We start from the raw sequence: 13,486 nt of genomic DNA, 5'->3' as shown, positions 1-13,486 counted from the left end.
CGCTCGTGGGCGTTCAGGGCACCCAGGCGCCGGCGCGCATCACTCGCTTGACCTGCAGGTCCGGGGAAAGAACCACCAGGTCCGCCCGCATCCCGGCCTCCAGCGCGCCGACCTGGTCCGCGAGCCCCAACGCGCGGGCCGGCGTGGTCGCCGCCATCGCGCACGCGTCCGGCAGGGCGATCCCCGCGGCCACCGCCTCCCGCAGAGCTGCGTCCATGGTCAGGGTGCTGCCCGCGATCGAGCCGTCCCGGGCCAGCCGGGCCACCCGGTCCGCGACGACGACCTCCTGGCCGCCCAGTTCGTACCGGCCGTCCGGCATGCCTGCGGCGTCCATCGCGTCCGTGATCAGGGCGGCGCGGTCCGGGCCGGCGGCGTGGGCCGCGAACGACAGCGTTCCGGGATGCAGGTGGAAGCCGTCCGCGACCAGCTCGCAGACGACCGTACGCGCGCCGAGCAGGGCGACCACCGGACCGGGACGGCGGTGGTGGGCGGGCGGCATGCCGTTGAACACGTGGGTGCCGACGGTCGCGCCGGCGGCCACACCGGCGAGGGTCTGCTCGTACGTGGCGTCGGTGTGTCCCACCGCGGCGATGACCCCGGCCCCGGCCAGGTACGCGATGGCTTCCAGCGCGCCGGGCAGTTCGGGGGCGATGGTCACCATGCGCACCGCCCCGTCGCCGAGCTTGACCAGGGCGGTCAGCTCCTCCAGGGACGGATCCCGCAGGTGGGCGGGGTTCTGCGCCCCGCACCGGGCCCCCGCCAGATAGGGCCCTTCGAAGTGGATCCCGGCCAGGGTGCCGTCCGCCACCAGCGGCGCGAACGCGGCGGTCGCCGCGCGCATCAGCTCGTACGGTGAGCTCACCAGGCTGGCCAGCAGCGTGGTCGTGCCGTGCGCGAGGTGGAACGCGGCCGCGCCCCGCGCGGACTCCGCGTCGCCTGTGGTGAACGTGTGCCCGCCGCCGCCGTGGCAGTGCAGGTCCACGAAGCCGGGCACGATGATGTCGTCGGGTGTCCCGGAGTCGGCGGCCGTGACGTCCAGGATCGTCGGGCCGTCCACGTGCACGACGCCGGGAACGACCGCGCCGGGCCGCACGATGCGGCCCCGGACCTCGACAACGGCCGGGCCTTGACGAACGTCGGGAGTCACGGGCGGTCCGCCACGGAGTCGAGGGCGAGCAGGGCGGCGCCGAGGCAGCCGGCGGTGTCGCCGAGCGCCGCCCGGGTGAGCCGGGGCATCCGGTGGAACGTGATCCGGGATTCGCACGCGGCGCGCAGCGGGGCGAGCAGCGCCTCGCCGGCCTCGGCCAGCCCGCCGCCCAGCACGATCGTGCCCGCGTCGTACAGGGCCTGGGCGGTGAGCAGGCCGTCGGCCAGGGCCTCGGTCGCGTCCTGCCACACCGATGCGGCCGGCTGGTCCCCGGCCGCGGCGCGGGCGGCCACGTCGAACGCGGTCGCGTCGGCCTCCCCGGTCAGTTCCGCGTAGCGGCGGCCGATGGCCGCGGCGGACGCGATGGCTTCGAGACAGCCGCGGGCCCCGCAGGCGCACCGCGGGCCGCCGGGGCGCACGATCACGTGGCCGATCTCCCCGGCCGCGCCGTGCGCTCCCGCGAACGTGCGCCCGTCGACGACGTGGGCCGCGGCGATGCCGGTGCCGATCGCGACGAACAGCACGTGCCGTTCGTCGCGGCCCGCGCCGAGGCGGGCCTCGGCCAGGCCGCCGACGCGGACGTCGTGGCCGAGCGCGGCGGGCAGGCCGAGCCGTTCGGCGACGAGGCTGCGCAACGGTACGTCGCGGAAGCCGACATTGGACGACCACACCGCGGTGCCGGTCGCCTCGTCCACGACCCCGGGCACGGCGACGCCCGCGGCGATCGGGGTGAGCCCGTCGGCTCCGGCCCGCTCGGCGAGCCCCGCAGCGATGTCGAGAATCGCGGCGGTGACCGCCTGTGGGCCGCGGTCGGCCCGGGTGGGGTGCCGCTCGGCGTGGTGGACCGTGCCGTCCGGGCGGACCACGGCGCATTTCATGCCGGTGCCGCCGACGTCGAGGGCGATGACCGCGTCGTCGCTCACGGGGTGCACGCGCTCATGGGAGCACGACCGAGCGGGACAGGTGGGGTGGCCGGTCCGGGTCCAATCCCTGGCTGGTGGCGAGCAGGACCGCGACGCGCTGGGCCACCACCAGGTCGGCCATGGGGTCGAGCGGGGCCCGGCCGCCGCGCCAGGCGCCGAGGGCCGCATATCCGCCGTTGTAGCGGCTGTGCACGAACGCGGCGCCGGTGGCCTCGACGTCGTCGACGAGCCCGGCCGGGATCTCGCCGAACACCCAGACGACGCGGCGCGGGGCCGCGAGCGCGATGGGTCCGTGCCGGTAGTCCATGGCCGGGTACGCCTCGGCCCAGTACGAAGCGGCCTCCCGGCACTTCAGCGCGGCCTCCTCGGCCAGCCCGATCGTCCAGCCGCGGCCCAGGAACGTGATCTGCTCGGCCAGCGCGGGATGCACCGGCAGCGGGATGCGGACCGCGACTTCGGCGTCGCAGGCGATGCCTTCGATGTCGGTGCCCAGGTGCGCGCGGAGCAGGGCCAGCGCGGTGGTGGCGAACCGGGTCTGCACGACGGCCAGTTCGTCGGCGAAGTCCAGCCCGATCACGTCGGTCGCCAGGGTGGCCGCGGCCTGTCCGGAGTCGGCGGTGATGACCGTGGTGGGGCAGCGGCCGTGCAGCTTCTCCAGCAGGTCGAGGATCTCGGTGGTGGTGCCGGAGCGGGTGATCGCCACGACCCGGTCGTATCGGCGTTCGAGCGGGAACTCCGACGCCTGGTACGCGTCGGTCTCGCCGTGGCCGGCGCTCTCGCGGAGGCCCGCGTACGCCTTGGCCATGAACCAGGAGGTGCCGCAGCCGGCGACGGCCACCCGTTCGCCGGACCGGGGGAGGCCGGGGGCGTCGGCGGCAAGTTTGGCGGCTTGGCGCCAGCAGTCGGGCTGGCTGGCGATCTCCGCCTTGACGTGGGTCATCGCATGTCCTTACGGCCGCCGTTTGCGCAGAAGCGTTCGGTACGACGTTCTTTCGAGCGTCATTCTGCGCAGATGCTCGCCTCTGAGGCAATGCACCGAGGGTATTCGCGCAGGCACCCTCTTTGCTTCGTGAGTTTTCGCGCACTAATGTGCACACTCTTATCACGGAACGTGCAACGGGGAGGCTCGGGTGGACCGGTACGCGCGGTGGAATGCCCTGCTCGAGTTACTGGCCGAGAGCGGGCGGGTGAGCGTCGAGGATGCGGCCGGGCGTCTCGACGTGTCCCAGGCCACGATCCGGCGTGACTTCGACCAGTTGGCCCAGCAGCAGATGATCACCCGGACCCGGGGCGGGGCGGTCGCCAACGGCGTCTCGTACGACCTGCCGCTGCGCTACAAGAGCGCCAAGCACTCGGCGGAGAAGCAGCGGATCGGCGAGGCCGCCGCCAAGCTCGTGGTCCCCGGTACGGTCGTCGGGCTCAACGGCGGCACCACCATGACCGAGGTGGCCCGGGCCCTGGCGGTACGCCCGGACCTCAACACCGTCGGCGACGGCGCCCAGCTCACGGTCGTCACGAACGCCCTGAACATCGCGAACGAGCTGCTCGTCCGTTCCCGGATGAAGATCGTGGTGGCCGGGGGCGTGGTGCGTCCGCAATCCTTCGAGCTGGTGGGCCCGCTCGGCGGCGCGCTGCTCAAGGAGGTCACGCTCGACATCGTGCTGCTCGGCGTCGACGCGCTGGACGTGGACCTCGGCGCGGCCGCCCACCACGAGGGCGAGGCGGCCATGAACAGTCTCATGGTGGCGCGCGCCAAACGGGTCGTCGTCATCGCGGACTCCTCCAAGCTGGGCGGACACGCGTTCGCCCGGATCTGCCCGATCGGCAAGATCGAGACACTGGTCACCGATTCCGGTGCGCCCGCGTCGGTGGTACAGCGCTTCGACGAGGCCGGCGTGCAGGTCATCTGCGCCTGAATTGACAGTTGGCGAAGACCACCTAGGGTGACGCCGAACATCCCATGACACGGGGAGGTGCGGCGTGACCGCCGTCCTGGAGATAGCGGGTCTGCAGAAGACCTACCGCAGCCGGAAGGGGGTGCGGAAGGCCCTCGACGGCTTCGACATGCTCGTCGAGGCGGGCCAGGTGCACGGCTTCCTCGGGCCGAACGGCTCCGGCAAGACCACCACGCTGCGTACGCTGCTCGGGCTCATCCGGCCGAACGGCGGCCGTATGACGCTGCTCGGCCGTGAGGTACCCGCCGCCCTGCCCGAGGTCGCGGGCCAGGTCGGGGCGATCGTGGAGAGTCCGCAGTTCTTCGGCAACTTCACCGCACGCGACACCCTGTCCCTGCTGGCCGACGCGGGCGGCGTCGACCAGCAGCGGGTCGACGAGGTGCTGGAACTGGTCGGCCTGCGCGACCGGGCCCAGGACCGGGTCAAGACGTACTCGCTGGGCATGAAGCAGCGGCTCGCGGTCTCCTCCGCGCTGCTGAAGAACCCCAAGCTGCTCATCCTGGACGAGCCGGCCAACGGCCTCGACCCGGGCGGCATCCGGGAGATGCGTACGCTCATGCGCAACCTTGCCGAATCCGGCATGACCGTGGTGCTGTCCAGCCACATCCTCGGCGAGATCCAGCTCATCTGCGACTCGGTGACCATCATCGCGGCCGGCCGCCGGGTCGCCGCCGGTACGGTCGCCGACGTCCTCGCCCAGCACGCCCCCGGCGCGGTCCGCGTCCGGGTCGAGTCGGACGCCGACCTGCCCGCCGCCGCCGAGGCGCTGGCGGCCAACGGCGCGCAGGTCCAGGTGGAGTCCGGGCACCTGATGGTCACCGGCCTGGCAAAGCCCGCCGAGATCACCCGTGTGCTGGCGCAGCGCGAGCTGTACGTCAGCGAGCTCACCCCGGTCACGGCCGACCTGGAGAGCGTCTTCCTCGAACTCACCGGCACCGCGCCGGTGGACGGCCAGCATCGCCAGGTGGACGACAACGTGCTGGCTCCGGCCGGCCAGGCCCAGGGTGGGGGCGACCAGTGAGCCTGTTCCGCGCGGAGACCCGGCGCCTGGGCAAGCGCCGGTTCACGAAGGTGATGGTCGTCGGCTGCCTCCTGGTGCTCGCGGCGATCGCGATCGGCATGTTCGTCACCAACCAGAAGGTCGGGCGGGCCGAGGTCGCCCGGGCCCAGGCCCGCGCCGAGCAGGACTACGAGCAGGCGGTGCGGGACACCGACCAACAGCGGCAGCAGTGCCAGGCGGCGCACGGTACGCCAGAGGCCCCGAACTTCCCGCCGGACTGCCTCGGCATCACGCCGCCGAGCCCCGAGGACTTCGACTACCAGTGGTACATGCCGGGAACCTTCGACTTCCACAAGGGTTTCCCCGAGATGGTGACCGTGCTGGCGGCGATCCTGGCGGTCGGCGCGTTCGTCGTCGGCGCGTCCTTCGTGGGCGCCGAATGGACCAGCGGCGGCATGATGAACCTGCTGCTCTGGCGCCCGCAGCGGATCCGGGTGCTGGGTACCAAGCTGGCCGCGCTGCTGGCCGGGACGGCCGCCCTCGCGGTCGTGGCGTCGCTCGTCTGGACGATGGTGTTCCAGCTCATCGCGGTGCTGCGGGGCAGTACGGCCGGGATGACCGCGGGGTCCTGGTTGTCCCTGGCGCTGCTGGAGGTCCGCGCGCTCGTGCTCGTCCTCGTCGCGGCGGCGCTCGGCTTCGCGCTCGCTTCGCTGGGCCGGCACACCGCCATGGCGATGGGTGTCGTGGTGGGCGTGATCGTGCTGTTCCAGTTCGGGCTGGCCACGGTGCTCGCCGTGGCCGACGTCAAGTTCGCCGAGCTCTACCTGATCCCGGTGTGGACCGAGGCGTGGCTGAACAAGCAGGTCAAACTGGAGCACTACAACGCCTGCAGCTCGGCGGTCGGGCAGTTCTGCCGGCCGGAGACGCTGACGATCACGTGGCAGATGGCGGGCGGGGTGTTCGTCGCGGTCGTCGCCCTCGTTGTGGGGGCAGCGATGTGGACTATCCGTAGTCGCGACGTTACGTGAGGTAACCTCGCGGCGTGCGCGCCGCCCGTGCGAAGGGATCGCCGGCTGCCACTATGCTGGCGATCCCTTCGTACGTTTGTGCGTGCTCTCCGACCACCCCGAGGAGCGCCCATGCAGCCACCCGCCGAGACCCCGGACGTCCACGAAACCTCCGCTGTGGAAGCACAGCGCGTGCCCATCCCTCGCGTCGAGGCGCCGGCCCCGGCCGATGCGCCCACCCCCGCTCAGGCGCCCGGCCCGCGCCTCGCGCCGGTCGAGGCCGCCGCGCCGATTCCCGCACAGGTCGGTTCCGACGCGCCCACCAGGGCCCCCGGCCTCACCGAGCGGGAGGAGCAGATCCTGGCGTTCGAACGCAAGTGGTGGAAACACGCGGGCTCCAAGGAGCAGGCCGTACGGGACGCGTTCGGGCTCTCCGCCACCCGCTACTACCAGGTCCTCAACGGGCTGCTGGACAATCCGGCCGCCCTAGAGCAGGACCCGGTCCTCATCGGGCGGCTGCGCCGCCTGCGTTCGGCCCGGGCCCGCACCCGCCGCCGCTAGCCCACCTTCTCGGCGTACGCCGCGAGCCACGCGACCTGGGCGGCGTCCAGGGACGCGCGGACGCGTCGCCGGGCCGTCGCCACGTGTGCCGCGGTGACCGTGGTGGCCTCCAGCGACTCCCGCATCGCGGCCAGCGCCGACTCGCGGATCAGCGCGGCACAGTCGGCCGCGGAGAAGCCCTCCAGGTCGGCACCGAGCGCGGCCAGATCCACCGCCGGATCCAACGGCACCGACCGGGCCGCGGCCCGCAGGATCGCCGTACGGGCGTCCGCGTCCGGCGGCGGCACGTACACCAGCCGTTCCAGGCGGCCGGGGCGTAGCAGCGCCGGGTCGACCAGGTCGGGGCGGTTCGTCGCGCCGATGACCACCACGTTGCGCAGCGCCTCCACGCCGTCCAGCTCGGTGAGCAGCGCGGCCACCACCCGGTCGGTGGTGCCCCCGTCGGTGGCCTGCCCGCGGGTCGGGGCCAGAGCGTCCACCTCGTCCAGGAAGACCAGCGTCGGCGCGGCCTCCCGGGCCCGGCGGAACAGCTCCCGGACCGCCCGTTCGCTCTCGCCCACCCATTTGCTGAGCAGTTCCGCACCCTTGACCGACAGCACGTTCGCCTTGCCCGTGCCGGCGATCGCCTTGACCAGGTAGGTCTTCCCGCAGCCGGGCGGGCCGTACAGCAGCACGCCGCGCGGCGGCTGCACGCCGAGCCGGGCGAACGTGTCCGGATATGTCAGCGGCCACAGCACCGATTCCGTGAGGACCTGCTTGGTCTCGGCCATGTCGCCGACGTCGTCCAGGGTCACCGCGGCGACCTCCAGAGTGGACTCGGCCATGGAGGTCGGGCGCACCACGTCCAGCGCCGCCTCGAAGTCCGTCATCGTCACCGTGGGCGACTGGGCGTCCTTCTGCCGCAGCGCCGCACGCACCCCGGCCTCACGCGCCAGCGCACCGAGGTCGGCCGCCACGAAACCCGGAGTACGCCCGGCCACGTCGTCCAGGCGCACGTCCTCGGCGAGCGGCATGCCGCGGGTCAGGACGCCGAGCTGCTCGCGCCGCATCGCCGCATCCGGCAAAGGTACGGCCAGCTGCACCGCGAGCAGGTCCGGGTCACGCAGCGACGGGTCCACGGACTCCGGACGGCTGGTCGTGCACACGACGGCCACGCCGGCCTTGAGCGTCGCCGCGAGCACCTGCCGGAACACCGTGGCCAGCGGGCCGGGCTGCTCCCGCGGGGCGAGCGCCTCCACGTCCGAGATCAGCACCACGGACGGCGCTGCCGTCGCGTCGGCGCGGTCACCGGGTCCGCTGCCGTGCGGGGCGCCCGTCCGGGCGTCCTGGGCCAGATTGCGCAGGCGGGTGGCCGCGGCGTCGTTGGTCAGCGCGGCCAGTTCCGGCGCCCACACCGGCAGCACCCGGGCGCCGACCCCGGCCGCGACCGCGCGGACCAGCGCCGACTTGCCCGATCCGGCCGGTCCCGAGACCAGTACGCCCAGCGACACGGTCGTGCCGAGCCGGCCCAGCACCTCCCGGTGGTGGAAGCCGAGATCCAGCAGCTCGGTGAGCTCCTGCGCCTGAGCCTTCAGCCCGGGCAGGTCGTCGATGCTGGGCGGCGGCACCTCGGGATCGGTCGAGGCGGGTCCGTGCGCCGGCGCCGCGGCGGTGGAGGCGGTTCCCCGTACGGAAGAGAAGTGCCCGCCCTCCCACCCCACCACCGTGTCCATCGTGACCAGGCCCGCGTCGGCGCCGTCGACCGCGACCACCGTGAGAAGCGTGCTCGTCCACGCGTAGCCGACCCGGTTGGCCAGGCTGCGCCGCGCCGCCTCGACCAGCGACCGGTGCGCGGCGTCCGGCATGACGTCCTGGGGCAGCAGCGACACGTCGTCGCCCGCGGTGACCACCTTGCCGAGCAGTGCGAGCCGCAGCATCTCCGGCGACACCACGGCGACGATCTCGGGCGGCCCGGCGAGGGTCACCCCGCGCGTCTCGGTCACCGGGATCGGGGTGACCGTCACCTGCCCGCCGTCGCGCATGCCGAGGTTGCCCAGCGTGAGGTCGTCGGCGTAGAGCAGGGCCCGGCTCGCGGTCGGTTCGGCGCGCGCGGCGAGGCCCGCGGTGGTCCGTGTGCCGGTCAGCCGCAGCGGGTCGCCGGGGCGGACCGCGAGCGCGGCCATCACCTCGGGGTGCAGCCGCACGATGCCGCGGCGGGCATCGAGGGCCGCCGGCCGCAACGTGACGGTCAGGGTGAGATCGTCTGGCACCGCGAGAGCCTCCGGATTGCGTGAGCGACTAGGTTGACACGCTATCGCCGACCGGCTCGTCGTAGCCCGCCCCGCACCCCTCGTCCGCCCGGAGGCACCCCCCATGAGGCACCGCCGCCCCACCGTCCTCGCCGTCGCCGCCCTCGCCCTGCTCGCGGTGGCCGCCTGCTCCCACGACGCCCCGAAACCGGCTCCGGCCGTCACCGCGTCCGCGCCACCGGAGGCGGGCGTCGGCACCCCCGAGCCCACCCCACCCGACGCCACCGGTACGGCGAAGCCCGCGTTCTCGAAGAACCCGGACGGCACCGCGAACCGCAGCGGCGCCCCGCAGCCCACGACCGAGGACTCCACGATCAGCGCGGGCGGCCTCGGGCCGTACAAGATCGGGGTGCCCGAGGAGACGCTGAAGTCCGCCGGGCTGCTCACCCGCCCGCCCACGGCGAAGTCGTGCACCGGCTACTCGGGCGCCATCGGCCTGGCCAAGTACCACTCGCCCACGCTGGTGTTCTTCAAGGGCCGGCTGCTCTACCTGGGCGTATCGGCCGGAGTGACCACCGCGCAAGGCCCCAAGATCGGTACGGCCGTGGCCGACGTCAAGCGCGGGTACCCGCGGGGCAAGCAGCTCGACGACTGGTCCGGCGCCAGCGCCTGGCTGGTCCCCACGGGCGACTACGCGCTGCTGTTCACGATGAAGGACGACAAGGTTGCGCTCGTGCAGGCGGGAATGGCCGAGCCCCTGCAGTTCCGCTTCACCGACCGCCAGGGCTGCTGACGGCCGGGGCTGCCGCTGGGGGTGCGTTCTCAGCGGCAGCTCAGCCGGGCGCGGCTAGCGTTGCCGCATGCCAGTACTCCCGTCCCGGCTGCGCCGCGCGCTGCCCCGGCCGACCCGCCGTCGCCTCGTGGCCGGCGCGGCCGTCCTCGTGCTCGTCGCTGCCCTGGCCGGTGCGGCGGCCTGGCCCAAACAACCCGGGTACACCAGCCGCGACCTGCGGATCACCGTGCAGTCCGGCCCGTCCGGCACCGAGCCGGTGGACCTGGACGCGCGGTTCTACCTGCCCGCGCAGCGTTCCGGACGGGTGCCTGCGGTGCTGCTCGCGCACGGCTTCGGCGGCAGCAAGGACAGCGTCCGCACCGACGCCGAGGACCTCGCCGCACGCGGGTACGCGGTCCTGACCTGGACCGCCCAGGGCTTCGGGCGCAGCGGCGGCCAGATCCACCTGGACAGTCCCGACTACGAGGTGAAGGACGCCCAGCGCCTGCTGGACTGGCTCGCCGCCCGTCCCGAGGTGCGGACCGACGCCCCAGGCGACCCGCGGGTCGGCGTGGTCGGCGGCTCGTACGGCGGCGCCCTCGCTCTGCTGCTCGCCGCGGCCGATCGGCGGGTCGACGCGATCGTGCCGCTGATCACCTGGAACGACCTGGCCCGCGCGTTCCTGCCGCAGTCGGCGGACATCGCGGCCGCCGGCGTCTTCAAGAAGGGCTGGGCCGGGCTGTTCTTCGGCAACGGCGCCGCCGCGGGCGCGTCTGCCCTCGGCGCGGCCGACGCCTCCGCGGCCGACGGCCCACCCGATGCGGGCGGCGGCTCGTCGTCCGCGGGCGGCGGCCGGCCAGGCCGTGGGCCGTCGTCCTCCGGGGCGGGTACCGACCCCGCGTGCGGGCGGTTCGCCGCGGACGTCTGCGCGGCCTACCTGCGGCTGGCCTCGACCGGGACGCCGGACGAGGCGACCCTCGCGCTGCTGCGCCGGTCCAGCCCCGGCCCGGTGCTCGACCGGATCGCCGCACCCACGCTGCTGATCCAGGGCGCGGTGGACACGCTGTTCCCGCTGTCCGAGGCGGACGCCAACGCGCGCGGCATCGCCGCCACCGGCACCCCGGTCCGGGTGGCCTGGTTCACCGGCGGCCACGACGGCGGCGACGGCCCGCAGTCCGACTCCGACCGCACCCGCTTCCTGACCGCGCAGTGGCTCGACCACTACGTCCGCGGCGCCGGGGCGGCACCGGCGACCAGCTTCACGTACTCGCGGGTGGCCGGGTTCAGCGCCACGGACCGGGGCCTGGTCACCAACGGCTACTCGACCCCGGCGTACCCGGGTCTGGCCGGCACCGGGCGCACCATCGAGGTCGCGGCGACCGGCCCGGCGCAGCGGATCGCCAACCCGCCCAACGGCACCCCGGCCGCGATCTCCTCGCTGCCCGGCGGGGGAGGCCAGCTCAGCACGTTGCTCGGCGGGGTGGCCGGGGACATCCCCGGCCAGCACGCGACATTCGAGTCGCCGCCGGTGGCCGCCGCGGTCGACGTGGTCGGCGCGCCGACCGTCCGGCTGCGGGCCGCGTCCCCGACCGGGGAGGCGGTGCTGTTCGTCAAGCTTTACGACGTGGACCCGGCCGGCGCCGCCACGCTCAGCGGGGGCCTGGTCGCCCCGGCCCGGCTCACCGGCCTGCCCAGCGACCTCGCGGCCGCGAAGCCGGTGACGGTCACACTGCCCGCCATCGTGCGCCGCATCGACGCCGGGCACACCATCAGGGTCGTCGTCGCCACCAGTGACCAGGCGTTCCTCACCCCCGCGCAGCCGACCACGTACACGGTCGCGCTGGACTCGCCGCTCACGCTGCCCACGGTGACCGGCACGCCGATCCCCGACCCGGACACCGTCTGGTGGTACGTCCTGGCCGGGCTGGTCGCCGCGATCGCGCTGGGCATCGTCGCGGTCCTGGCCGTCCGCGGCCGCCGGGCCCGCCGCACGAACATCCCCACGATCCCCGAGTACGCGGACACCCCGCTGGTCGTGCGCGGCCTGCGCAAGGCATACGGGGACGGGTTCGTGGCCGTGGAGCGGGTGGACTTCACCGTCGAACGGGGCCAGGTGGTCGGGCTGCTCGGGCCCAACGGTGCGGGCAAGACGACCACGTTGCGGGTGCTCATGGGGCTGACGATGCCGACCGAGGGCGACGCGCTGGTGTTCGGGCACCGGCTCGTGCCGGGCGCGCCGATCCTGTCCCGCGTCGGTGCGCTCGTCGAAGGCCCGGGCTTCCTGCCTCACCTCAGCGGCTACGAGAACCTGCGCGCGTACTGGCGGGCGACCGGGCGGCCGGAGGCGGACGCGCACTTCGACGAGGCACTGGAGATCGCGGGGCTCGGTGACTCCGTGCACCGCAGGACCAAGACGTACAGCCACGGGATGCGGCAGCGGTTGGCCATCGCCCAGGCCATGCTGGGCCTGCCCGAGCTGCTGGTGCTCGACGAGCCCACCGACGGGCTGGATCCGCCGCAGATCGCCGAGATGCGCCGCGTGTTGCAGCGCTACGCGACCGACGGGCGGGCCGTACTGGTCTCCAGCCACCTGCTCGCCGAGGTGGAGCAGACGTGCACGCACGCCGTGGTGGTCAACAAGGGCCGGATCGTGGCGGCCGGGCCGGTCTCGGAGATCGTCGGGGACTCGCCGTCCGTGCTGCTCGAAGTCTCGGACGTGCCCGCCGCGTCGCTGATCCTGGCGGGGCTGGACGTCCGCTCGGTCACCCCGGACGGCGACACCGGCCTGATCGTCGACATGAACGGCACCCCACGCGCCGACGTGGTGGCGTCACTGGTCCAGGCCGGGGTCGGGGTGGACCGGGTGGTGCCCCGCCGCCGGCTGGAGGATGCGTTCCTCGCGCTGGTCGGGGACAACTCGCGGGGAAGTGGGGACCGATGAGCGCAGTGATCGACAAGCCGGATACGGGGCTGAGCGCCGCGACCGGGTACCGGCCGTCGGCGACCCTGCCGATCCTGGCGGAGGTACGGCGGCAGGCGTCGCGGCGGCGTACCCAGCTCGCGCTGGGGTTCATGGTGGTGCTGCCGCTGATCATCCTGCTGGCGTTCGAGTTCGGCGGGGACGGCAACGACGACGGGCGCCGCCGCGGCGGGGCGTTCGCGAGCCTGGTCGACCTGGCCACCTCGGGCGGGCTGAATTTCGCGCTGTTCAGCATCGCGGTGTCGGCGGGTTTCCTGCTGATCGTGGTCGTGGCGCTGTTCTGCGGCGACACCGTGGCGAGCGAGGCGAGCTGGGGCACGCTGCGGTATCTGCTGGCCGTGCCGGTGCCCCGGGCCCGGCTGCTGGGCGTCAAGCTGTTCGTCGCGCTGGCGTACTCGCTGCTGGCGCTGCTGACCCTGTTCGGCACGGCGTTGCTGGTCGGGACGCTGCGCTACGGCTGGCATCCGCTGGGCAGCACGATCGCCGCCCAGATCCCGCCGGGCGCCGGGGTGCTGCGGCTGCTGGCGATCCTGGCGTACCTGGCCACCACGATGCTGATCGTCGCCGGGCTGGCGTTCCTGCTGTCCACGCTCACGGACGCAGCATTGGGCGCGGTCGGCGGCGCCGTGCTGCTGTGGATCCTGTCCAGCATCCTGGACCAGATCACGGCCTTGGGAAATTTGCGCACCGTGCTGCCCACCCACTACGCCGACGCCTGGCAGGGCCTGCTGTCGACCCCGATGCAGACGGCAGACCTGGCCAAGGGCGCAATCGCCGCCCTCTGCTACGCCACGCTCTTCATCGGCCTGGCGTTCTGGCGTTTCACCCGCAAGGACGTCACCAGCTGACCGGACGGGACGGCGTCGTGGTCGTGGTCGCACGGACCTGGCAGGGACGGGCGTCCTGGCGCCCG

At 73.7% G+C, this 13,486-nt stretch carries 11 protein-coding genes; 7 read left to right on the top strand and 4 right to left on the bottom strand.

Features of this window, described 5'->3' with window-relative positions; genetic code table 11:
* Nucleotides 1–13: 13 nt before the first annotated feature.
* The 3 genes from nagA to ACMCNK_RS19000 all read right to left on the bottom strand — a co-directional run bounded on the left by nagA (nt 14) and on the right by ACMCNK_RS19000 (nt 3,010).
* Nucleotides 14–1,057, bottom strand: coding sequence for an N-acetylglucosamine-6-phosphate deacetylase (gene nagA, locus ACMCNK_RS19010; RefSeq protein ID WP_412740913.1), 1,044 nt, complete (start codon nt 1,055–1,057; stop codon nt 14–16).
* An 86-nt stretch (nt 1,058–1,143) separates the two neighbouring features.
* Complete coding sequence (locus tag ACMCNK_RS19005) at nt 1,144–2,070, bottom strand: ROK family protein (RefSeq protein WP_412740912.1); 927 nt, start codon at nt 2,068–2,070, stop codon at nt 1,144–1,146.
* A 13-nt stretch (nt 2,071–2,083) separates the two neighbouring features.
* Entirely contained in the window at nt 2,084–3,010 is a 927-nt protein-coding gene (locus ACMCNK_RS19000; protein WP_412737740.1) for an SIS domain-containing protein, read from the bottom strand.
* A 190-nt stretch (nt 3,011–3,200) separates the two neighbouring features.
* Here ACMCNK_RS19000 and ACMCNK_RS18995 point away from each other — a divergent pair, with 190 nt between their 5' ends.
* The 4 genes from ACMCNK_RS18995 (at nt 3,201) to ACMCNK_RS18980 (ending at nt 6,593) form a co-directional block, all read left to right on the top strand.
* Nucleotides 3,201–3,986: a DeoR/GlpR family DNA-binding transcription regulator gene (locus ACMCNK_RS18995; RefSeq protein WP_412737739.1), complete on the top strand. Its 786-nt coding sequence runs from the start codon at nt 3,201–3,203 to the stop codon at nt 3,984–3,986.
* 64 nt (nt 3,987–4,050) lie between these two features.
* A complete protein-coding gene (locus ACMCNK_RS18990) occupies nt 4,051–5,046 on the top strand; it encodes an ATP-binding cassette domain-containing protein (protein ID WP_412737738.1) in 996 nt (331 codons plus the stop codon).
* Nucleotides 5,043–6,053: an ABC transporter permease subunit gene (locus ACMCNK_RS18985; RefSeq protein ID WP_412737737.1), complete on the top strand. Its 1,011-nt coding sequence runs from the start codon at nt 5,043–5,045 to the stop codon at nt 6,051–6,053. The genes ACMCNK_RS18990 and ACMCNK_RS18985 overlap by 4 nt, the downstream gene beginning before the upstream one ends.
* Nucleotides 6,054–6,164: 111 nt before the next feature.
* Entirely contained in the window at nt 6,165–6,593 is a 429-nt protein-coding gene (locus ACMCNK_RS18980; RefSeq protein WP_412737736.1) for a DUF3263 domain-containing protein, read from the top strand.
* Here ACMCNK_RS18980 and ACMCNK_RS18975 read toward each other — a convergent pair.
* The gene (locus tag ACMCNK_RS18975) at nt 6,590–8,842 is read right to left on the bottom strand and encodes an AAA family ATPase (protein ID WP_412737735.1); all 2,253 of its coding nucleotides are present in this window, start codon (nt 8,840–8,842) and stop codon (nt 6,590–6,592) included. The two genes, ACMCNK_RS18980 and ACMCNK_RS18975, sit on opposite strands and share 4 nt — an antisense overlap.
* 103 nt (nt 8,843–8,945) lie before the next feature.
* Between ACMCNK_RS18975 and ACMCNK_RS18970 the strand changes: the two genes are divergently transcribed.
* From ACMCNK_RS18970 to ACMCNK_RS18960, 3 genes are all read left to right on the top strand, one after another.
* Nucleotides 8,946–9,614 (top strand): hypothetical protein, encoded by a 669-nt coding sequence (locus tag ACMCNK_RS18970; RefSeq protein ID WP_412737734.1) that lies wholly within the window; start codon nt 8,946–8,948, stop codon nt 9,612–9,614.
* A gap of 67 nt (nt 9,615–9,681) precedes the next feature.
* Nucleotides 9,682–12,534 carry an alpha/beta fold hydrolase gene (locus ACMCNK_RS18965; RefSeq protein ID WP_412737733.1) on the top strand — a complete coding sequence of 951 codons (2,853 nt, stop codon included), beginning with the start codon at nt 9,682–9,684 and terminating at the stop codon, nt 12,532–12,534.
* Complete coding sequence (locus ACMCNK_RS18960; protein ID WP_412737732.1) at nt 12,531–13,421, top strand: ABC transporter permease; 891 nt, start codon at nt 12,531–12,533, stop codon at nt 13,419–13,421. Before ACMCNK_RS18965 ends, ACMCNK_RS18960 begins: the two co-directional genes overlap by 4 nt.
* Nucleotides 13,422–13,486: the final 65 nt, after the last annotated feature.

This window comes from Krasilnikovia sp. MM14-A1259 (assembly GCF_047159535.1).
Lineage (GTDB): Bacteria > Actinomycetota > Actinomycetes > Mycobacteriales > Micromonosporaceae > Actinoplanes.
Note: the sequence above shows the minus strand (reverse complement) of the source record. Positions and strands in the feature narration are given on the sequence as shown.